General features: G+C 68.0%; 16 protein-coding genes. 6 read left to right on the forward strand and 10 right to left on the reverse strand.

Annotation, left to right across the window (positions count from 1 at the left end):
* Nucleotide 1 precedes the first annotated feature (1 nt).
* A complete protein-coding gene (locus ACSHWB_RS22485; protein ID WP_439663966.1) occupies nt 2-1,942 on the forward strand; it encodes an ABC transporter permease in 1,941 nt (646 codons plus the stop codon).
* Nucleotides 1,943-1,954: 12 nt separating this feature from the next.
* Nucleotides 1,955-2,908 (forward strand): ABC transporter substrate-binding protein, encoded by a 954-nt coding sequence (locus ACSHWB_RS22490; RefSeq protein ID WP_439663967.1) that lies wholly within the window; start codon nt 1,955-1,957, stop codon nt 2,906-2,908.
* 73 nt (nt 2,909-2,981) lie between these two features.
* Here the strand turns inward: ACSHWB_RS22490 and ACSHWB_RS22495 are convergent, their stop codons facing one another.
* Entirely contained in the window at nt 2,982-3,158 is a 177-nt protein-coding gene (locus ACSHWB_RS22495) for a hypothetical protein (protein WP_439663968.1), read from the reverse strand.
* 169 nt (nt 3,159-3,327) lie between these two features.
* Here ACSHWB_RS22495 and ACSHWB_RS22500 point away from each other — a divergent pair, with 169 nt between their 5' ends.
* The gene (locus tag ACSHWB_RS22500) at nt 3,328-4,464 is read left to right on the forward strand and encodes a cytochrome P450 (RefSeq protein ID WP_439663969.1); all 1,137 of its coding nucleotides are present in this window, start codon (nt 3,328-3,330) and stop codon (nt 4,462-4,464) included.
* Nucleotides 4,465-4,737: 273 nt separating this feature from the next.
* Here the strand turns inward: ACSHWB_RS22500 and ACSHWB_RS22505 are convergent, their stop codons facing one another.
* The 8 genes from ACSHWB_RS22505 to ACSHWB_RS22540 all read right to left on the reverse strand — a co-directional run bounded on the left by ACSHWB_RS22505 (nt 4,738) and on the right by ACSHWB_RS22540 (nt 15,696).
* Nucleotides 4,738-6,201, reverse strand: coding sequence for a PKD domain-containing protein (locus ACSHWB_RS22505; protein ID WP_439663970.1), 1,464 nt, complete (start codon nt 6,199-6,201; stop codon nt 4,738-4,740).
* A gap of 13 nt (nt 6,202-6,214) precedes the next feature.
* Nucleotides 6,215-7,675: a PKD domain-containing protein gene (locus ACSHWB_RS22510; protein ID WP_439663971.1), complete on the reverse strand. Its 1,461-nt coding sequence runs from the start codon at nt 7,673-7,675 to the stop codon at nt 6,215-6,217.
* A 117-nt stretch (nt 7,676-7,792) separates the two neighbouring features.
* Nucleotides 7,793-8,692: a glycosyl hydrolase family 18 protein gene (locus tag ACSHWB_RS22515; RefSeq protein WP_439663972.1), complete on the reverse strand. Its 900-nt coding sequence runs from the start codon at nt 8,690-8,692 to the stop codon at nt 7,793-7,795.
* Nucleotides 8,693-8,695: 3 nt separating this feature from the next.
* Entirely contained in the window at nt 8,696-11,605 is a 2,910-nt protein-coding gene (locus ACSHWB_RS22520) for an alpha-mannosidase (protein WP_439663973.1), read from the reverse strand.
* A gap of 4 nt (nt 11,606-11,609) precedes the next feature.
* Nucleotides 11,610-12,728, reverse strand: a complete 1,119-nt coding sequence (locus ACSHWB_RS22525) for a glycoside hydrolase 5 family protein (RefSeq protein ID WP_439663974.1) — start codon at nt 12,726-12,728, stop codon at nt 11,610-11,612.
* Between the two features lie 19 nt (nt 12,729-12,747).
* Nucleotides 12,748-13,569 carry a carbohydrate ABC transporter permease gene (locus ACSHWB_RS22530; protein WP_439663975.1) on the reverse strand — a complete coding sequence of 274 codons (822 nt, stop codon included), beginning with the start codon at nt 13,567-13,569 and terminating at the stop codon, nt 12,748-12,750.
* Nucleotides 13,566-14,435: a carbohydrate ABC transporter permease gene (locus ACSHWB_RS22535; protein ID WP_439663976.1), complete on the reverse strand. Its 870-nt coding sequence runs from the start codon at nt 14,433-14,435 to the stop codon at nt 13,566-13,568. Before ACSHWB_RS22535 ends, ACSHWB_RS22530 begins: the two co-directional genes overlap by 4 nt.
* A gap of 7 nt (nt 14,436-14,442) precedes the next feature.
* Nucleotides 14,443-15,696: an ABC transporter substrate-binding protein gene (locus ACSHWB_RS22540; protein ID WP_439663977.1), complete on the reverse strand. Its 1,254-nt coding sequence runs from the start codon at nt 15,694-15,696 to the stop codon at nt 14,443-14,445.
* Between the two features lie 98 nt (nt 15,697-15,794).
* Here ACSHWB_RS22540 and ACSHWB_RS22545 point away from each other — a divergent pair, with 98 nt between their 5' ends.
* Nucleotides 15,795-16,784 carry a LacI family DNA-binding transcriptional regulator gene (locus ACSHWB_RS22545; RefSeq protein ID WP_439663978.1) on the forward strand — a complete coding sequence of 330 codons (990 nt, stop codon included), beginning with the start codon at nt 15,795-15,797 and terminating at the stop codon, nt 16,782-16,784.
* Between the two features lie 27 nt (nt 16,785-16,811).
* Here ACSHWB_RS22545 and ACSHWB_RS22550 read toward each other — a convergent pair whose 3' ends face one another.
* Nucleotides 16,812-17,711 carry a LysR family transcriptional regulator gene (locus tag ACSHWB_RS22550; protein ID WP_439663979.1) on the reverse strand — a complete coding sequence of 300 codons (900 nt, stop codon included), beginning with the start codon at nt 17,709-17,711 and terminating at the stop codon, nt 16,812-16,814.
* 453 nt (nt 17,712-18,164) lie between these two features.
* On the opposite strand from ACSHWB_RS22550, the gene tig reads away from it, so the two are divergent.
* Nucleotides 18,165-19,511, forward strand: a complete 1,347-nt coding sequence (gene tig, locus ACSHWB_RS22555) for a trigger factor (protein WP_439663980.1) — start codon at nt 18,165-18,167, stop codon at nt 19,509-19,511.
* A gap of 145 nt (nt 19,512-19,656) precedes the next feature.
* Nucleotides 19,657-20,244 carry an ATP-dependent Clp protease proteolytic subunit gene (locus ACSHWB_RS22560; RefSeq protein WP_189160236.1) on the forward strand — a complete coding sequence of 196 codons (588 nt, stop codon included), beginning with the start codon at nt 19,657-19,659 and terminating at the stop codon, nt 20,242-20,244.
* The last annotated feature ends 20 nt before the right edge of the window (nt 20,245-20,264 follow it).

Genomic DNA, 20,264 nt, shown 5'->3' on the forward strand with positions numbered 1-20,264 from the left:
CATGGTTGCCGTCGCCGCCCCTCGGCAGCTCCCACTGTTCTTCAATCGATACAAGCGGCTGGTGATCTTCGCCGGGATAGTGCTGGTCTGGCTGGTGCTGTGGCTGGTGTTCCGCAACGTCGGGACGCTCGCGCTCGGCGCCGCCGACCTCACCCCGCTGCACCGGTGGGTCAACGACGTCAACGACGCCGTAGGCGCGTCCAGGAACTCGAACCCCGTGTTCCTGTACTTCTTCAACGAGATCCGGCTCGTCATCGACGAGTTCGTGACCTTCATCCAGGCCCTGATCGCGCAGCCGTCGTTCGGCAGGCCCGTGCCGGTGATCGGCTGGCTCGGCGTGGTCGCGATCGCCGGCTTCGTCAGCCTCGCGGTCGCCGGCTGGCGGGTCGCGCTGCTCGCCGTAGCGGGCTTCGTGTTCCTCGGCCTGCAGGGGTTGTGGCAGGAGAGCATGGACACGCTCTCCCTGACGCTCGCCGCGGTCGTGATCTCGTTGCTCGTCGGCATTCCGCTGGGAATCTGGGCGGGACTGTCCGATCGGGTCAACCGGGTCCTGACGCCGGTGCTCGACTTCATGCAGACGATGCCGACCTTCGTCTACCTGGCACCGCTCACGTTGTTCTTCCTGATCGGTCCGGCGAGTGCGACGATCGCGACGCTGATCTATGCCGCACCGCCGGCGATCAGGATCACTGCGCACGCCATCCGCTCGGTGCCGCGCACCACCGTCGAGGCGAGCGAGTCCCTTGGCGCGACACAACAGCAGACGCTCGTGAAGGTGCTGCTGCCGTCCGCGCGCAAGACCATCGTGCTCGGCGTCAACCAGACGATCATGGCCGCGCTGTCCATGGTCACGATCGCCGCGCTGATCGACGCGCCGGGCCTCGGCAAGACCGTCGTGAAGGCGTTGCAGACCCTCGACGTCGGCACGGCGTTCAACGCGGGCCTCGCGATCGTGGTGCTGGCGATCGTGCTGGACCGCGTCACGACCGCCGCGACCGAACGCCGCACGCTCCCGCGCTGGGCGCTGTTCGGCGGGCTCGGCGTCACGGCCGTGTGCGTCTACCTCTCCTACACCTACCTGTGGGCGGCGGAGTTCCAGTCGGACGTGGAGATCGGCAGCTCGATCCGCAGGGGCGCGACCGCCGTGACGGAATGGGCGCAGGACTCGCTGCCGGTGCTCACCGACGGCTTCAAGGACTTCGTCACGTTCGCGTTGATCAACCCGCTGCAGGCGCTGCTGGCCGAGTCGCCGTGGTTCCTGGTGGCGCTGGTGATCGTGGCGCTGTCGTTCATGATCGGCGGGGTGCGGCCGGCGATCGTGTCCGCCGTGTGCGTCGCCCTGCTGATCGCGACCGGCCTGTGGCAGGACTCGATGATCACGCTGGCGTCCACCCTGGTCGCCACGATCATGGTGATGCTGCTGGGAATCGTCGTCGGTGTCTGGATGGGACGCAGCAGGCGGGCGGACCGGTTCATCCGGCCGGTCCTCGACGCGGCACAGGTCATGCCGGCATTCGTTTACCTGGTGCCGTTCCTGGCGTTGTTCTCCGCGTCGCGCTTCACGGCGATCATCGCCGCTGTGGTGTTCGCGGCGCCGGTGGCCATCAAGATCATCGCGGATGGCATCCGCGCGGTGTCGCCCGCGACGGTCGAGGCGTCCACGGCGCTCGGGTCGAGCTCGTGGCAGACGATCGTGAAGGTGCAGCTGCCCATGGCGCGCGGGGCGTTGACCCTGGCCGCCAACCAAGGACTGATCTACGTGCTCTCGATGGTCGTCGTCGGCGGTCTCGTCGGCGCCGGCGCGCTCGGTTACGACGTGGTGGCCGGGTTCTCGCAGGGCCAGTTGTACGGCAAGGGGCTCGCGGCCGGTGTCGCGATCGTCGTGCTGGGCGTCATGCTCGACCGCCTCACGCAGGCGGCCGCCAAGCGGTGGACCAACTAGGAGGTCTGGAAAGTGGCTAGGCACAGCGTGCTGGGAGCAGTGCTCGTAGGAGCACTCGCCCTTGCTGGTTGCGGTGGCGCCAAGGTCGGTGACACCTCCTCGGGTGCGACCGGCGACTGCGGCACGTTCAACCTCGCGATCAACCCGTGGGTCGGTTACGAGGCGAACGCGGCCGTGCTCGCGTACGTGGCCGAGAAGGAGCTCAAGTGCAAGGTCACCAAGAAGGAACTGAAGGAAGAGGTGGCCTGGCAGGGTTTCGGCACGGGTGAGGTCGACGCCGTGGTCGAGAACTGGGGCCACGACGACCTGCGCAAGAAGTACATCGACGAGCAGAAGACCGCCGTCAGCGCGGGTTCCACGGGTGTGAAGGGCCAGATCGGCTGGTACGTGCCGCCGTGGCTCGCCAAGGAGCACCCCGACATCCTCGACTGGAACAACCTGAACAAGTACGCCGACCAGTTCAAGACCTCCGAGTCCGGCGACAAGGGCCAGCTGCTCGACGGCGACCCGTCGTTCGTGACGAACGACGAGGCTCTGGTGAAGAACCTGAACCTCAACTACAAGGTCGTCTACGGCGGCAGTGAGACCGCGCTGATCCAGGCCTTCCGCCAGGCGGAGAAGGACAAGAAGTGGGTCATCGGCTACTTCTACTCGCCGCAGTGGCTGCTCAACGAGATCAAGCTCGAGAAGGTGAAGCTCCCCGCCTACACCGCGGGCTGTGACGCCGACGCCGAGAAGATCGCCTGCGACTACCCGGACTACGACCTCGACAAGCTCGTGTCCAAGAAGTTCGCCGACGCCAACGGCCCTGCCTTCCAGCTGGTCAAGAACTTCAAGTGGACCAACGAGGACCAGAACACGGTCGCGAAGTACATCGCCGAGGACAAGATGAAGCCGGAGGACGCCGCCAAGAAGTGGGCGGACGCCAACGCCGACAAGGTGAAGGCCTGGCTGCCCAAGGCCTAGTCAGAACGTGAGAAAGCCGTGGGGGTGTGGTTCCTGGACGAGAGGGACCACACCCCCACGGCTACCCCCGGCATCAGGCGGCCCGGTGACCGTTGGGCACCTCAGGCTCGTGCCGGTGTGTCATGCGGTGCCACCACGACCGCGGCTTCCCGCCGTTGCGGTAGTACTCCTGGACGCGGCGGGCGTCCTCCCGCAGGGCCTCCTGCCGGTAGTCCATCTCCGCCTTGATCGCCTCGGGCGTCCACTCCATCTGACTCACTCCTCAGTTCGTCTTCCTGATGACGATGAGATTGCTCCTGAGGGATGGACCGCTACATCGGACGATCACCTAAGGTCGCCCCGCGAGACCCCTTACGCAGCACTCCGGTAGCTGGATCAGCGGATCCCGGCAGGCCGGGTAAGGGGCCACGATCGAGGGCATGACTGTCGCCCACTTACCCACCCGACCTGCGAAGTTCTTCGATCCCGCCACCGAAGTGCACTTCGACGAGCAGCTCGGCACCTGGCACGTGTTCGGCCTCGCCGACGTGCAGCGGGTGCTGTCCGACGAGGAGCACTTCTCCGCGGGCTACGGCCTGACCGACGAGACGCGCCCGCTCGCCAACGCCATGCTGAGCGGCATGTGGGCCGCCGACGGGCAGCGCCACCGCGACCTGAGGGCCGCCGTCGCCGACCCGTTCAGCCCGCGCGTGATGGCCCGGCTCGAGGAGCGGATCCGCGCGATCTCCGTCGAGCTGGTCGACGACCTCGACCCGGCGGGCTTCGACGTCGTCGCGCGCATCGCCCGGCCGTTGCCCACGAGGGTGATCTGTCACCTGCTCGGCCTCGACCTCAGCGCCGAGACGCTCATGACGGCGTGGCTGGAGGAGTGGTACAAGGCCTCGGTCACGACGAACACGCTGCCGTCGCAGTCCGAGATGGCGCGGTTTTTCGCCGACGAGGTCGACCGCCAGCGGAGCGAGCCGAAGGGCGGCCTGATCGCCGAGCTGATCGCGGCCCAGGACCGCGGCTACCTCGTCGACGGGCGGCCGGTGTCCGACTGGGACCTCGTCGGGTACTGCGCGATGCTGCTCGGCGCCGGGGTCGACACGGTCTACGCGAGCATCCCGAACGCGGTGCTGTTCCTGACCGAGTTCGGCTGCTGGGACGAGCTGCGCGCCGACCCGTCGCTGATCCCGGGCGCGGTCGAGGAGACCATGCGCTGGTACCCGGTGTTCCCCGGACCCCGCCGGCTGGTGCTGCGCGACGTCGAGATCGGCGGGCGGACGATCCCGGCTGGCCAGTGGGTCACCGGGTGGCTCAGCGCGGCCAACCGGGACCCGTCGCGCTACGCGGACCCCGAGGTGTTCGACATCCGCCGCAGGACGCGGATCATGACGTTCGGGCACGGCCCGCACCACTGCCTCGGCGCGGGCCTCGCACGACTGGAGCAGCGGGTGCTGCTGGAGGAGATGGTGCGCCGGCTTCCGTTGCTGCGCAGGGAGACCAGCGCACCGCTCGTGCGGCGGGAATGGATGCTCGACAACCTCGAGACAGCCACCTTCCGCTTCGACTAAGCACCTGGCGAGAAGTTCTGCCCCCGGCCCGTCGGGACCAGCTCCCGATGGGTAACAAGGGGCCCGGCACGCCCTTTTTTTTTGCAGTACGCGGGGTCCCCGCGTGTGCTCTGACAGTACGAAAGGTCCCCGCGTGCGGTTCTAGACTTGAGCCGGGCACGCTCAAGTTCAGGGGTGTAGCCCGTCGTTTCGGACAGGACATCCGGTCAGGTGCTCAGAGGTGTTCGCTACAGAGCCCTCCCGTCCCCGAGCAGGACAGGAGGGCTCGTGCTCCTAGCTGATCGCCGCGTTCGCGGTGGCCTTGGCCGCCGCGCGCACCACCGTGACGGCCACGAGCTCGTTGTCCGCGGGCTGCGCGTCGTCGAAGTCCCAGCGGTTCAGCTCCGCCACGACCTTGAACTCCACCTGCCCGGCCGCCGCGTCGGCCGCCGAGTAGGTGTAGGCGAACGGGAACTCGACCTTTCCGGACGGCGACGCCGCGACGCGCTGCGTCAGGTGACCGATCTCCTCGTAGTAGCCGCTCGTCGTCCTGCGCTTGAGGGAGACGCGGACGTCCTCGTCGTAGCGCGTGTTGGTGACCGACACCTTGATCCGCTTGGTGTCGCCGGCGCGGGCCGTGGCCGGCAGCGACAGGCCGGTCAGCTTGACGTCGTGCGTCGCCACTTCCAGCACCTGCTCGGTCGAGCCGGTGCGGCCGTCGTTCGTCGTCCCGGTGACGCGCACGGTGTACGTGCCGTCCTTGGCGTAACGGTGGCTGACGGCCTGCGTGCCGGTGAACGACGCGGTGGCGCCGTCACCGAACTGGATCTCGCCGCTCGCCAGTGGACGGACGAGCGGATCCCCCGCGTAGGGCGTGAACTGGACGTCGTCGAAGACGGACGGCGCGTCGGGGCTCGCGTACGCGCCGGGCTTGACGGCCGGGGCGTTCAGGAGGTGCAGCTCGAACCCTCCCGCGCGCTCGACGTCCTGGGCGGCACGGATGAGGTAGCTCTGACCGGCGGTCGCGGTGAACACCGCGCCGTAGTAGTCCGAGGTGCCCTGGCAGTCCACTTCGGACAGATCGGCCGCGCGGTAGACGCTCACCACGGTGGAGTCCGACCGGCTCACCTGCACAGAACGGGTCCGGTCAGGGGTGTAGCGGTACCAGACGGACTGGCCGGCCTCGGGACCGCAGCTCGCCGTGAGCTCGTCCGGCTCGCTGGTCGCCCTGCGCAGGTCACCGTCGAGCGTTGCGGGGAACCCGGTGACCGTCGCCGACGCGCGGTCGTCGTTGGGGGCGGCCGGGATCGTCGCGAGGTCGAAGGTGAACTCACGGCCGTTCCACGCGTAGTTCTCGATCAGCGCGAAGTGGTAGGTCGTGCCGGCCTTCACCGGGAACACGTCGGAGGAGAACCCGGTGTTGTAGGTGCAGGCGCCCGGCACCAGGGCGAGCGCGCCGCGGCTGCCGGTGTACACGCCGATCGCGGGTCCGCCGGAGGACGAGACGCGCAGGAACCCGTCCTCCTGCGCCGTGTAGCGCGTCCACACCGTCGACTCGCCCCAGTAGTGGCACGCGGTCGGGTCGTCGGTGGCCTTGGTGGCGCCGGCACTGCTGATCTTCGCGCTGAACGGCAGCGCCGTGACGGTCGTGGCGTTGTCGAAGTCGTCGTTCGCGGGCGGGTCGGCGGCGAGCGCGACGCCGGGCAGCAGGGCGACCGCCAGCGCGGCCGCCATCGTGGCGATGAACGTTCTCTTCATGATGTCCCCCAGGTCAGTTCATGGCCGAGTTGGTGACGGCGGCCGGACGCACGGTCGTGGCGATCGAGATGACCTCGTTGTCCAGCCTGCGGGCGTCCTGCGCGGGGTACTGCAGCGATGCCACCGCGCGGAAGGCCACCTTGCCCATCGCCAGGTCCTCGGGGGTGAACGTGTAGGAGAACGGGAACTGCACCTTGCGCGTCGGGTGCGCGGCGACGTCGAGCGTCAGCTGCCCGACCTCGTCCCACGACGATCCGTTGGACCGGTAGAGCGTCACGCTCGTCTTCTCCAGGTAGCGCGTGTTCGCCACGTGCACCGTGATCGGCTTGCTCTGGCCCGCCCGCGCGGAGGTCGGCACGACGAACTTCGTGATGCCCACGTCGTGCGTCTCGATCTTGATCTGACCCGTGACGGTGGCGGTGCGGCCGTCGGCCGACGTCGCCTTCATGGTCACCGCGTAGGTGCCGTCGGCCTGGTAGCGGTGGGACACCGAGCCCTTCTGGCCCGTGAGCGTCGTGCCGTCGCCGAAGTTCCAGTCGACGATGAGCTCCCCGTCGACGGAGTTGCCGGAAGAGGGGTGGAGCTCCACGTCGCTGTAGACGGTGTTGCCGTTGCCGCTGACACCCATGTACGGCTGCAGGGGCGGCGCCTCTGCCAGGCTCACCGAGATCGGCTGGTAGTTGCGGTGCGCGGCGGTGAAGCGCAGGTGGTAGGTCGTACCCGGAGTGGTCCGGAAGATCGCGCGCTGCACGGTGTTGCCGTCGGCGCAGGTGAGCTCGGTGAGCGCGGTGATGTCGCTGCCGCTGTAGACGGTGACGGCGGACGTGCTGCCCTGGACCTTCGGCACCACGGACAGCGCCTCGGCGGGAGCCGTGTAGGAGTACCAGACCGACGGCCGCTGCTCGTCGTACACGCAGCTCGACTCGGGCTCGTCCGCCTCGGAGGACGCCACGGTCACGTCCGGCTGCGCGGTGAACGGCAGCGTGACGGACTGGGCCTGGGCGAAGTCGTCGTTGGGAGCGGGGGCGACGCGGTCGAGCGCGAACTTCAGCGTGCCGCCGTAGCCGCCGACGGCGAAGTGGTAGGTGGTGCCGGCCTTGGCGCGGAACGTGATCGGCGACGAGCCGCCGGTGCTGCACGCCTCGTCCACGCCGCGCAGCTCACCGCGCAGACCCGTGTTGGCCGACATGATCATGCTCTGGCTGCTGCCCGCGGTCGTGGCGCGCAGCAGCACGTCCTCGGTGGGCGTGTAGGAGTACCAGACCGAGCGGTCGACCGACGTCTGGCACCAGTACGGGTCGTCCGCGGACCTCGTCGCGCCGCCGATGTCCTGCTCGTCGCCGAACGGCAGGGTCGTGACCTGAGTGGACGTGGAGAAGTCGTCATTGGACGGTGGTGCCGCGTGCGCCACACCCGGCGCCAGCACCCCCATCAGCACGGCGGTCGCGACCACCAGCGATCTTGCAGAAGGCATGCGAGATTTCCCCCAAAGTCCCCAGACCCCAGCCCCCAGTGGCTGGAGGTTCCCCGCGCCTTAATCGCATCGGGCGGGGTGTTCGTTGCCCACCCCGCCCGAATTACGCCGTTCGGCCTACTTCTGCATGGCCGTCACGTCCGCCGCCCACCGCCACGGTTCCGTGGTGCCGCCGGGCAGCGAGTTGAAGTACTCCCAGCCCGCGACGCCGCCGAAGTTCGTGTACTTGGTCTTCAGGCTGGTGACGGTGTTCTTCAGCGTGGTCATGCTCACGTAGCCCGACCCGCCGTTGGCCGTGCTGGTGAGGGTGCCGAGCACGACCTTGTTCGCCGGGATCACCCGCCGGTTGATGATCTGGTCGTAGTTCGAGGTGCTGCCGGCGTTGCCCCAGCCATTGTAGAACTGGCCGTTGAACCAGGCGATCTTCGAGCCGTGGCTGCGGTACAGGTCCTCGTAGTTGAAGCCGGACAGGTTGCCGCCGCCCCACAGCGCGCTCGCCACAGGGGAGAGCGTGACGATGAAGTTCGCGCCGAAGTCCGTCTTCAGTTGGTCGATCACGCGCCGGATGCCCGCGATCGACATCCGCTCCTCGACGTCCAGGTCGACGCCGTTGAGCCCGTAGGTGCGGATCGTGTCGCGCAGCAACGGGTAGTAGGTGTCGAACTGCGTGTCGAGTCGCTGGAACGAGCCCTGCGCGGCGCCGCCGACCATGCCGATCACGTTGACGCCGCGGGCCCGCATCGCGGCGAGGTCCTGCCACATCTGCGTGTACCGCGAGTGCGACGGCGGGTGGTCGTTGAGGTGGACGATCCTGTTGTCGTTGAGGTGGATCGCGGCGACCAGCACGTCGGTGACGCCGGTGTTGCGGTCCAGCAGGGGTTTGGGCGAGACGTAGGTTCCGGTCGCGCCGTTGCTGTACTGGGTCTGGTAGTAGACGACGGTGCGCTTCTGGGTGGCCGCCTGGGCTGGTGGCGCGGCGAGCGCCACCAGCAGCAGGGCCAGGAACAGCTTCTTCATGCGTTACCTCGTGAATCGCAGGGTGATCACTTGGAACGGGCGCAGCACCACCTCGGCCGACGCGTCGGCCAGGGGCCGTTCGAGCAGGTCGGTCTCCTGGATTCGGGTGTGGGCGAAGGAGGTGCTGATCGAGGCGCGGGCACGGCCGCCGTGCGCCTCGTAGAGCCGGACGATCACGTCGCCCGACCGGTCGTCGGCCAGCTTCACGGCCTCGACCCTGACCGCGGGGTTGTTGGTGCGCACCAACGCTTCTGGTGCGTCCGAGCCGCGGACGGACTGCGGCGGCAGGTTGATGCGGTACCCGGCGTCGATGGCCTCCGGGATGCCCGCGCCGACCACTAGGGCGTAGCGGAAGCGGTGCTCGCCCTGGTCGGTCTCGGGGTCGGGGAACCTCGGTGCGCGCAGCAGGGACAGGCGCACGGTCGTGGTGGTTCCGCCGTCCTCACGGGTGGTGCGGGTGACCTCGTGGCCGTAGGTCGAGTCGTTGACCACCGCGACGCCGTAGCCGGGTTCGCCGACGTGCAGGTAGCGGTGGGCGCAGATCTCGAACTTCGCCGCCTCCCACGAGGTGTTGGTGTGCACCGGGCGGTGCAGGTGGCCGAACTGGGTCTCCGCCGTGGAGACCTCGGCGCGCAGGTCGAGCGGGAACGCGATCTTGAGCAGCTTCTCCCGTTCCTGCCAGTCGACCTCGGTGTCGAAGTCGAGCTGCTTGGCACCCTCGCGCAGCCGGATGGTCTGGGTGAGCACGGAGTTGCCGAACTTCGCCCGCACGACCACGCCGTCGGAGGCGTCGACGCGTTCGGACGGGATCAGGTCGGCCTTCCAGTTGCGGTAGAACGGGTCGATGTCCCAGGCGTCCCACTGGTTCGGGTTGTCGCGGTGCAGCTGCGGCATGCCGGCGAAACCGTGCGGTGGCAGGACCTCGCGGTCCTCCTCTAGGTCCAGAATGGACAGGACGATGCCGTCGGCGTCGATCGTGACGCGCAGCCGGCCGTTGTCCAGCACTCCGTCGGCAGGCGCGACGAACGGCCGCGGGGTGTCGCCACCGAGCACGTCGAACGTCAGCTCGTCGTCGCCGTCGCCCTTCAGCGCGTCGATGGCCCGGGCGGTCAGGGCCTTCAGCTCGGACGCCACGCGGGCGTAGGTGGCCTCGGCCTCGCGGTGCACCCAGGCGATCGAGCTACCGGGCAGGATGTCGTGGAACTGGTGCAGCAGCACGGTCTTCCACAACCGGTCGAGGTCCTCGTACGGGTACTCGGCGCCGGCCAGGGCGGCCGCGGCCGACCAGTGCTCGGCCTCGCGCAGCAGGTGCTCGCTGCGGCGGTTGCCCTGCTTGGTCTTGGCCTGGGTGGTGTAGGTGGCGCGGTGCTTCTCCAGGTACAGCTCGCCGGCCCACACCGGTGCGTCCGGGTACTCGTCCTGCGCGGCCTGGAAGAACTCGCGCGGAGGCTCCACGCGGACGGTCGGCGAGCCTTCGAGGTCCGCGACGCGGTGCGCGGTCTCCATCATCTCGCGGGTGGGGCCACCGCCGCCGTCGCCGTAGCCGAACGGGACCAGGGACCGCGACGCCTTGGCGTGCTCGGCGAACTGCCTCGAAGCACGCGCCAGCTCCTCGCCTGAAAGCGACGAGTTGTAGGTGTCGACGGGCGGGAAGTGGGTGAAGATCCGCGTGCCGTCGATGCCCTCCCACCAGAACGTGTGGTGCGGGAACTTGTTGATCTGGTTCCACGACAGCTTCTGGGTGAGGAACCAGCGCGAGCCCGACAGCTTGATCAGCTGGGGGAGTGCCGCGCTGTAGCCGAACGAGTCCGGCAGCCAGACCTCCTCGGTCTCGACGCCGAAGTTGTCGAGGAAGAAGCGCTTGCCGTGCACGAGCTGGCGGGCCATCGCCTCGCCGCCGGGCATGTTCGTGTCCGACTCGACCCACATGCCGCCGACCGGCACGAACTGTCCATTGCGGACCTTCTCGCGGACGCGGTCCCACACGTGCGGGTGGTGGTCCTTCATCCACGCGTACTGCTGGGCCTGCGAGCACGCGAAGTAGAAGTCCGGGTACTCGTCCATCAGCTTGGTGACGTTCGAGAACGTGCGAGCGCATTTGCGGACCGTCTCGCGCAACGGCCACAGCCAGGCCGAGTCGATGTGCGCGTGGCCGATCGCGGAGACCTTGTGCGCGGAGGCGTTGGCGGGCAACGACAGCACACCCGCCAGCTCCTCGCGGGCGAGATCGGCCGTGGCGGCGACCTCGTTGAGGTCCAGCGCGTCCATCGCCCGGTCCAGCGCGTGCAGGACCTTGTGCCGGCGCGGGTCGTGCTCCGGCAGTTCCTTCATGAGCGACTGCAGCACCTCGATGTCGAGCATCAGGTGCCACACCTGCGGCTGGAACACCGCGAGCTCGGCCTTGAGGATCTTGTACAACGGGTCGGTACCCGCCGTCTCCTTGTCGCCCAGCGCGGTCGGCAGGAACGGGTGGAAGTCGAGGATCGTCGGGTTGCCCGCGGCCTCCAGGTAGAAGAGGACCTCGCGACCGTCGACGGGCAGGTAGGTGTTGCGCGGCTCGATGCCCTTGATGGGCAGGCCGTCGGCGGTGTAGGCGAGGCCCTCGGACTGGAAACCGGGGCCGGGGTGGGTGAAGCCGAGGTCCAGCACGACCTCGACCTGCTTGCCCTGCCACGACTCGGGAACGCTGCCGGTGAGCCGGAACCAGCTCGTGCTCCACGGCGCGCCCCAGTCGTCGCCCACGGCCGCGGGGACGTAGGTGGCTTCGAGCGCTTCGGCGACTGGCACGGGCTCATCCGGCACGGTCCAGACGGCGAGCTCCAGCGGTGCGGTCTCGCCGTAGACGGCCGGGCGGATGCGTTCCTTCAGCGTGCGGTTGAGTCGTTCTTCCAGCAGCGCGCGTTCGTCGTGCACGTCGTCACCCCAGCTCGATCGAGGCCCGCACGCCGTCCCGCGCGAGGCCCATCCACTCTTCGAAGAAAGCGCCGCCCGGACCCCACGAGGGCCGGTCGCCGTGCAACGTGATCGGCGTGCGCTCGGCCGGCACGTGCGCTGCCTCGCGCACGATCCGGGCGATCGCCTCGCCGAGCGGCTTGACCTTGCGTTCCGTCGTCAACAACCCCAACTCGTACTCGCGTTCGGGGAAGTCCACCAACGCACGGTCGACGTCGTGCGAGCACCACCACGTGACGCCCCACAGGTTCGAGCAGGTCAGCACGTTCGCAAGCGTTTGCTCGGCGAACCGCGGCGCCTGCTCGGCGCTGATCTCGGGCTGGGCGGCGCCGACCTCCTGCAGCCACACGGGCCGTTGCGGGTCCTCGGCGTGCGCCTTCGCCAGCTCCACCAGGTACTCGGCGTGGTGGACGCTCTCCGGGCTGAGGGACCCGTAACGCTGCGCGGTGCCGTTGAAGACCCACGAGTGCACGGTGGTCATCGCGCCCTTGTTGGCGGCGTGCTCCGGCAGGAACGCGTGCTCGCTCTCGTACCAGACGGCGTCGTACTCGGAGTGGACGTGCGGGAAGCCCGGTGCGGACTTCCCGCACTCGTCGAGCAGTGCGTCGATCCACTCGCCCGCCTGTTCCGGCGCGCACGGGTTCGACTCGGTGAGCAGGTTGACCTCGTTGCCCAGGGTGAAGCCGAGGAAGTTCGGCTTGTCCCGCAGGGCCTCGGCGAGCGTGCGGACGTAGAACCGCTGCCCGTCGATCACGTCGGCGTCGGTGAAGATGTTGCGGCGGTGCCAGGTCTGCACCCACGACGGGTAGAAGTCGAAGCTCGACAGGTGCCCCTGCAGGACGTCGACCTGCACGTCCAGGCCGGTCTCGTGGGCCGCGTCGAGCATCCGCGCGAGCTGGTCGACGGCCTGGGGACGGACCAGTCCGCGGTTGGGCTGGAACACCGGCCACAGCGGGAAGACCCGCACGTGGTCGAGGCCGAGAGCCGCGATGGACTCGAAGTCGGCCTTCACGTCGTCGAGGGAGAAGTCGAGCCAGTGGTGAAACCAGCCGTGGGACGGGGTGTAGTTCACGCCGAAACGCAAGGTTGAGCTCCTCGGGGTGTCAGCCCTTGATCGCGCCTTCTCCCACTCCGCGGAAGAAGTGCTTCTGCAGCAACAGGAACAACAGGATCAGCGGCACGACGGCGATGATCGTGCCCGCCGCGACCAGCCGCTGGTTCTGCACGAACGTGCCCTGGAGGTACGCCAGGCCGATGGTGAGCGTGTACTTCTCCTGGTCGCTCAGCACGATGAGCGGCCACAGGAAGTCGTCCCAGCTGAACATGAACGAGAACAGCGCCACCACGACCAGCGTGCCCTTCACCGACGGCAGTCCGAGCCGGGTGAAGCGCTGCCAGGCGTTGGCGCCGTCGATGACCGCGGCCTCCTCGACTTCGGCGGGGAGTGCGAGGAACGCGTTGCGCAGCAACAGGACGTTGAGGGCGGCGATCGCGCCGGGCAGCACGACGCCGGTGAGGGTGTTGGTGAGCCCGAACCCGCGCATCACCAGGAACAGCGAGATCATGATCGCCTCGAACGGCACCAGGATGCTGCTCGCGAAGATCACCGCGGCGAACCGGCGGCCCCGGAACCTCAGCCGTGCCAACGCGTAGCCGGCCATGGCCGCGCCGAGGCAGTTCGTGACGACGTTGACGCTCGCGACGCCGAGCGAGTTGAGCGCGAACGTCCAGACCGGCACCACGTCGGCGACGGCGGCGTAGTTGCTGAACGTCGGGTCGTCCGGGATGAAGTCGGGGACGAAGACGTCCTCGCCGGGGCCCTTGATGCTCGTGGCGAACTGCCACAGGAACGGCCCGACGCTGATCGCGAGGATGCTGAGCAGCCCGAGATAACGCAGTGCCAGGTAGACGTGGGCGCGCTTCACAGCTGGTCCTCCCTGCGGTTGAGCCTGAGGGTGACCAGCAGCAGGCCCAGCAGGATCACGAACAGCACGACGCTGAGCGCCGACGCGTACCCGACCTCACCGGTGAGACCGCGGCCGACGGACTGGATGAGCATCACCAGCGTGGTGCTCGCCCCGCCCGGCCCGCCGGACCCGCCCGACAGCAGGTAGATCTCGGAGAACACGCGGAACCCGTTGACCGCGCTCAGTGCCGCGACCAGCACCATCGTCGGCCGCAGACTGGGCACGGTGACCGACCAGAACCTCCTGACCGGTCCCGCGCCGTCGACCATCGCGGCCTCGTGCAGGTCCTTCGGCACGTTCGCGAGCGCGGCCAGGTAGATGACCATGTAGTAGCCCAGGCCGCGCCAGATCGTCACCACCATCGAGCTGATCAGCAGCAGCGTCGAGTCCGTCAGGAACCCGATCCTGCTGCCGCCCAGCGCTTCCACCAGGCTGTTCACCAGGCCGCGGCTGTCGAGCAGCCACGTCCAGATGAGCCCGACCACGACCGTGGACGCGATCACCGGCGTGAAGAACGCCGTGCGGAAGATCCCGATGCCCGGCACCATCTTCTGCGCGAGCATCGCGATCAGCAGCGGCAGCAGCACCAGTGGCGGGACGACGCCCACCATGTAGAGCAGGCTGTTGCGCGCCGCGGCCCAGAACTTGGGGTCCTGGACCATCCGCACGAAGTTGTCGACACCGGTGAACTGGCCGCCGCCGAGCGCGCTCGCGTCCGTGAACGCGAGCACGATCATGTTCAGGAACGGGAAGATGACGAACAGCAGGCAGACGGCCAGTCCTGGGGCCAGGAACAGCCACGGCGTGTACGGGCGGTGAGTCATGGTCCGCCTACTTGAGGAGCCGGTTGCACTCGTTGACGGCGTCGTCCAGCGCCTGCCTCGGCGACTTCTTGCCGAGCATGGCGTCGGCCAGCTGCTGCAGGAGTGCCTCGCGCATCTGGTCGCTGAACTGCACGGGCGTGTAGTTGACCGCGGTCTTGAGCTGCTTGGCCGCCGCCACCCGCACGCGTGCCTCGTCGGTGCCGTCCTCCGTGGTGAAGTACGGGTCGTCCCCGCCCTTCGACGTGGACGGGAAGATCGACGCGAGCTTGGCGAACTTCACCTGGTTCTCGGCGTTGGTGACGAACCTGCCGAACGCCAGCGCCGTCGCCTGGTTCTTGCTGCTCTTCGGCACGCTCACGCCGTGCAGGAACATGTTGGCGCTGCCCGTGTTCGTGATGGGCGTGGTGATGCCGATGTTCGCGTACAGGCCCGGCGCGTCGGTCTTGAACTTGGCGAGGTCGTACGCGCTGCCGGGGTTGAGCGCGGTCTGCTGCGCCATGAACTTCGTGCCGGCACCGGTGTAGTTCTGCGTGAGCGCCTCGGGAATGAGCGCGCCCGCGTCGTACATGCGCTTGTAGCTCTCGACGAACTCGATGCCCTTGGCCTCGTTGAAGGTGAACTTGTCGTTCTCGAACAGCTTCACGCCGTAGAGGCCGAAGTCGGCGATGCTCGGGGTCTGGCCGAGGATCGCGATCTTCTTCGCGGCGAGCTTGAGAGCCTGCTCCTCGAGCTCCTTGAAGTTCGTGGGCGGCTTGTTCGGGTCGAGCCCGGCCTGGCTGAACAGGGCCTTGTTGTAGAAGATCGGGCCGGTGTTGAGATACCAGGGGAAGCCGTAGCAGCCGCCCTTGCCGGGGATCTCGAACGCCTGCCAGGCGTTCTCCAGGTATTCGGGCTTGGCGTCCTTGAGCGACTCGTCGAGATCGACCAGCTGGCCCGCCTTGGCGAGCGGGAAGCTCAGGTCCGGAGGTACGTTGATCACGTCGGGCAGGCTGCCCGCGCTCGCGTCCGCCATGACCTTCGCCAGGTACCCGTCCGCGGGCTGGTCGACCCACTTCACCGAGGTGCCCTGGTGCTGTTTCTGGAAAGCGTCGATGACACCGTTGACGTAGTCGGTGTACTTGGGTTTGAGGGACCAGGTCTGGAACGTGATCTCACCAGTGACCTGGCCGTTTCCAGCAGTGTTGGTGCTGGACGTGCCGGACAGTCCGCATCCCGCGACGGGCACCGCCGCCAGGCCCGCGAGGAACGTGCGCCTCTTCATTGACACCCACCTCCTTGTCGCGGACCCTAGCTAAACCGGTTTATCTGCGGCTAGCCTCCGAACGTCTTGTTGTCTCGTTCCGGACAGGGTGCGGTGCTGTGAAGAGGCCAACGATCAAGGACATCGCGGCGGCCGCCGGGGTGTCCAAAGGCGCTGTCTCGTTGGCGTTGAACGGCCGGTCCGGCGTGTCGGAGTCGACGCGCTCGCGGGTGCTGGAGGTCGCGTCGACGCTGGGCTACCGGCCCTCGGTCACCGCCCGTGCGCTGTCGTCCGCGTCCGCCGACGCGGTGGGGCTGGTGCTGGTGCGGCCGCCTCGCGCGCTGGGGGACGAGGCGTTCTTCTTCCAGTTGATCGCCGGGATCCAGTCCGAGATGTCGTCCGCCCTGTTGCTGCAGGTGGTGGGCTCGCGGTCGGACGAGATCGCGCTGTACCAGCGGTGGTGGGCCGAGCACCGGGTCGACGGGGTGTTCCTGGTCGACCTGCTGGTGTCGGATCCGCGCGTCGAGCTGATGTCCGCGCTCGGGTTGCCGGCTGTCGTGGTGGGCGGGGCCGGGCACCACGGGGAGCTGGCCTCGGTGTGGGCGGATGACTACGCGGCCATGACCTCGGTCGTCGAGCACCTGAAGTCGTTGGGGCATCGGCGGATCGCGCGGGTGGCCGGGCTGTCGTCGCTGCTGCACACCGTACGGCGGGACGAGGCGTTTGCTTCGTCCGTTGTGGACGGTTTGGTGGTCGCCGGTGACTACACGGCCGAGTCGGGGGCGCGGGCGACCCGTGAGCTCTTGGAGAATGCCACCCCGCCCACGGCGATCGTCTACGACAACGACGTGATGGCCGTGGCCGGCGCGGAAGTGGCTTCGTCCATGGGGATTGCTGTGCCCGACGCGCTGTCGATCGTCGCCTGGGACGACTCGGTCCTGTGCCAGCACGGGCGGCTGACCGCGTTGTCGCGCGACACGTTCGCGTTCGGTGCCCGCGCGGCTCGGGCGTTGGTGGCCGTGATCGGCGGGGCGTCGCCGACCGACGTCGAGGACGTGCTGCCGGAACTGGTGGTCCGGGGGAGCTCCGGGCCGGCACCGGTGGGGTAGGTGGGGTGCTGCCACCCCACCCACGCGTCAGGTCAGCGAGGCGACCTGGTCGCTCACCACCTGGGCCGCAGCCGACACCAGGGCCGTCACCGCCGGGTTCGTCGAGTTGTCCTGGCGCCACCCGAACTGCGTGTACACGCGGAACGTCGAGGACCAGGGCAAGCGGACCAACCTGCCGTCGGCGAGCTCGGAGGACACGGTGACCTCCGGCATGAGGGCGATGCCGAGACCGGAGGCCACCGCCCGTTTGGCCGCGTCCACCGAGTCCAGCTCCAGGACCGGGGCACGGGTGTCGTCGTAACCGAGCGAGTGCTCGAACAGCTCGTGGTACGAGGCGCCGTTCTCCGCGCGGATCAACGTGCTGCTGGTGATGTCGTCCTCGGCCAGCGACTGCCGCTGGGTCAGCATGTGGTTCGGGCCCGCGACCATCACCAGGGGCTCCGGGCACAGGACCGTGGTCTCGAGACCCTCGCGGGGTTCGATCGCGCCTATGAAGAAGGCGCAGTCCAGTTGACCGTCGCGCACTGAGTTCAGGTTGTTCAGCGCGTTGCGGGAGTGCAACGAGAGTTGGACCGACGGGTAGCGCCAGCACATGTATTCGATGAGCGGTAGCAGACGGTAGTCGGTCAAACTCTGTGCGGAACCGATGACGAGTTTGCCGTGCGGCTCGCCGTTCATCGTGATGGCTTTTCGAGCCTTTTCGGTGAGGTTGATGATGTTTCGCGCGAACGGGAGGAGTTCCACACCCGCGGACGTCATCTGGATACCTCTGGGGAGGCGCCGGAAAAGGACGACCCCGAGGGCCTCCTCCAGCGCCTTGATGCGGGTCGTGATGGTCGGCTGCGAACAGTTGAGCGTGGCAGCGGCCTTGGTGAAGCTCCCTGTCTGAACCACGGTCGTGAACGCGAGAAGCTGGCGTGTCTCCATCAGGCGGATCCTCGGGGTAAAACGGTGCGACGACTTTTTCTCGTTCGTTCCCGTGGTCCTGTTACGGATGGTGCGGGAGCAGTAACGCTACCTGTCCGCTGCGGAGGGCAGATTGGTGCTTATGGAGTCATCTTGATCGGTCGCGAAAGGCTGTTTCCGCCGAACGAGTGAAATTGAGACGGACGCTTTTACGGGCGGTAGCTGGGTGACTCTGGTGCGTTAAGTCGTTCGCGGAACGAACAAAAAAGCGCCGATGCCTTCCGTTCGTCAGTCGACGGTCCACGCGTAGGTGGACGCCGCGGCGATCGGTCCGGGCGGTGCCCCGGCGCCGGCCCAAGGCGGGGTGGCGGCGGTCACAGCACGGGTCTCGCCTAGACTCGCTGGGAATCCGGCCGCCCTCAGTGGCGGTACCGGCTGTCTTGCACGTTCTCTGTTCGTTACGAGGAGTCCACGTTGAAGAGCACCGTCGAGCACCTGAGCCCGACGAGGGTCCGGATCAACGTCGAGGTGCCGTTCGACGAGCTCAAGTCGAACTTCGACCAGGCGTACCGGAAGCTCGCGAAGCAGGTCCGCATCCCCGGCTTCCGTCCCGGTAAGGCCCCCGCCAAGGTCCTGGAGAACCGCATCGGCCGCGCCCCGGTGCTGGACGAGGTCATCCAGGAGGCCATCCCGGCCAAGTACCTGGAGGCCGTCAACGCCGGTGAGGTGCGCACGCTCGGCCGTCCCGACTTCGAGGTCACGAAGATCGAGGACGGTCAGACGCTCGAGTTCACCGCCGAGGTCGACGTTCGTCCCGAGATCACCGTGCCCGCGTTCGGCGAGCTCGCCGTGACGGTCGACGAGCAGGAGGTCACCGACGAGGACGTGACCACCCAGCTCGACGAGCTCCGCGCTCGCTTCGGCACGCTGACCGGCGTCTCCCGCCCCGTCGAGACCGGCGACTTCGTCATCGTCGACCTGTCCGCCACGGTCGACGGCGAGGAGGTCGAGGAGGCCCGCACCAGCGGCCTGTCCTACGAGGTCGGCTCCGGCCAGCTCGTCGAGGGCATCGACGACGCGCTCGTCGGCGCGTCCGAGGGTGAGACCAAGACCTTCGCCACCACGCTCGTCGCCGGTGAGCACGAGGGCCGCGAGGCCGAGGTCACCGTCGTGCTGAGCAGCGTCAAGGAGCGTCAGCTCCCCGAGCTCGACGACGAGTTCGCGCAGCTCGCCAGCGAGTTCGACACGCTCGACGAGCTCAAGGGCGACCTGCAGACCCGCCTGGCCCGCGTCAAGAAGATGCAGCAGGGCGTGCAGGCCCGCGACAAGGTCCTCGAGGCGCTGCTGGAGACCACCGAGGTCCCGCTGCCCGAGGGCATCGTCCAGGGCGAGATCGACGCGCGGAAGCACGACGCCGTGCACGCCTTCGACCACGACGACGCGAAGTTCGCTGCGTGGCTGGTCGAGCAGGGCCAGTCGGAGGAGGAGTTCGACGCCGAGCTCCGCACCGCCGCCGAGCAGGCCGTCAAGACGCAGCTCGTGCTCGACTCGATCGCCGACGCCGAGCAGGTCACGGTGTCCGACGGCGAGCTGACCGAGCGGATCATCTACCAGGCGCAGCGCTTCGGCATCTCGCCCGACGAGTACGTCAAGCGCGCGCAGCAGTCCGGTCAGCTCGGCGCGATCTTCGCCGACGTCCGCAGGGGCAAGGCGCTCGCGAGCGTCGTGCGCCAGGCTGAGGTGAGCGACTCGGCCGGTCAGAAGCTGGACCTCGACGAGCTCTTCGGCGAGACCAAGTCCGAAGAGGACGCGGAGAAGTAACGCCTAGAGCGAACGCGGGCGGTGTCGGGCATCTGACGCCGCCCGTCTTCGTTAAGGTCGAACGCAGAGAGTTTTGACATCCAGATTCGTTCCACCTGGAGTTAGGCAGGCAGACGTGACGCAGCACTCCTTCCCGACCCCCGAGATGCGGTCGGCCACCGCCGGGATGAACCTCAACGACTCGGTGTACGAGCGGCTGCTCCGCGAGCGGATCATCGTCCTGGGTTCACAGGTCGAAGAGGGCATCGCGAACCAGATCACCGCTCAGTTGCTGCTTCTCGCCGCAGAGGACCCCGAGAAGGACATCACGCTTTACATCAACTCGCCGGGTGGTTCCGTCACGGCGGGCATGGCCATCTTCGACACGATGCAGCTGATCCAGCCGGACGTGGCCACGTACGCGATGGGCCTCGCGGCCTCGATGGGGCAGTTCCTGCTCTCCGCGGGCGCACCCGGCAAGCGCCACGCGCTTCCCCACGCCCGCATCCTCATGCACCAGCCCTCGGCAGGTGTCGGCGGTACGGCCGCGGACATCGCGATCCAGGCGGACATGCTCACGCGCACCAAGCGCGAGATGGCCGAGCTCATCGCCGAGCACACCGGCCAGACGCTCGAGACCATCACCCGCGACTCCGACCGCGACCGCTGGTTCACGGCGCAGGAAGCGCTCGAGTACGGCTTCGTCGACAAGGTCGTCACCAGGGCTCAGCCCGTCGGCGACTCGAACAACTGACGTCAGCTAGGAGACCTCAA

This window comes from Lentzea sp. HUAS TT2 (assembly GCF_051853195.1).
Lineage (GTDB): Bacteria > Actinomycetota > Actinomycetes > Mycobacteriales > Pseudonocardiaceae > Lentzea.

Coding starts and splice junctions, on each gene's coding strand:
- ACSHWB_RS22560 (WP_189160236.1), top strand. CDS start 19,657: ATGCGGTCGGCCACCGCCGGGATGAACCTCAACGACTCGGTGTACGAG.
- ACSHWB_RS22500 (WP_439663969.1), top strand. CDS start 3,328: ATGACTGTCGCCCACTTACCCACCCGACCTGCGAAGTTCTTCGATCCC.
- ACSHWB_RS22550 (WP_439663979.1), bottom strand. CDS start 17,711: ATGGAGACACGCCAGCTTCTCGCGTTCACGACCGTGGTTCAGACAGGG.
- ACSHWB_RS22540 (WP_439663977.1), bottom strand. CDS start 15,696: ATGAAGAGGCGCACGTTCCTCGCGGGCCTGGCGGCGGTGCCCGTCGCG.
- ACSHWB_RS22510 (WP_439663971.1), bottom strand. CDS start 7,675: ATGCCTTCTGCAAGATCGCTGGTGGTCGCGACCGCCGTGCTGATGGGG.
- ACSHWB_RS22515 (WP_439663972.1), bottom strand. CDS start 8,692: ATGAAGAAGCTGTTCCTGGCCCTGCTGCTGGTGGCGCTCGCCGCGCCA.
- ACSHWB_RS22505 (WP_439663970.1), bottom strand. CDS start 6,201: ATGAAGAGAACGTTCATCGCCACGATGGCGGCCGCGCTGGCGGTCGCC.
- ACSHWB_RS22495 (WP_439663968.1), bottom strand. CDS start 3,158: ATGGAGTGGACGCCCGAGGCGATCAAGGCGGAGATGGACTACCGGCAG.
- ACSHWB_RS22485 (WP_439663966.1), top strand. CDS start 2: ATGGTTGCCGTCGCCGCCCCTCGGCAGCTCCCACTGTTCTTCAATCGA.
- ACSHWB_RS22535 (WP_439663976.1), bottom strand. CDS start 14,435: ATGACTCACCGCCCGTACACGCCGTGGCTGTTCCTGGCCCCAGGACTG.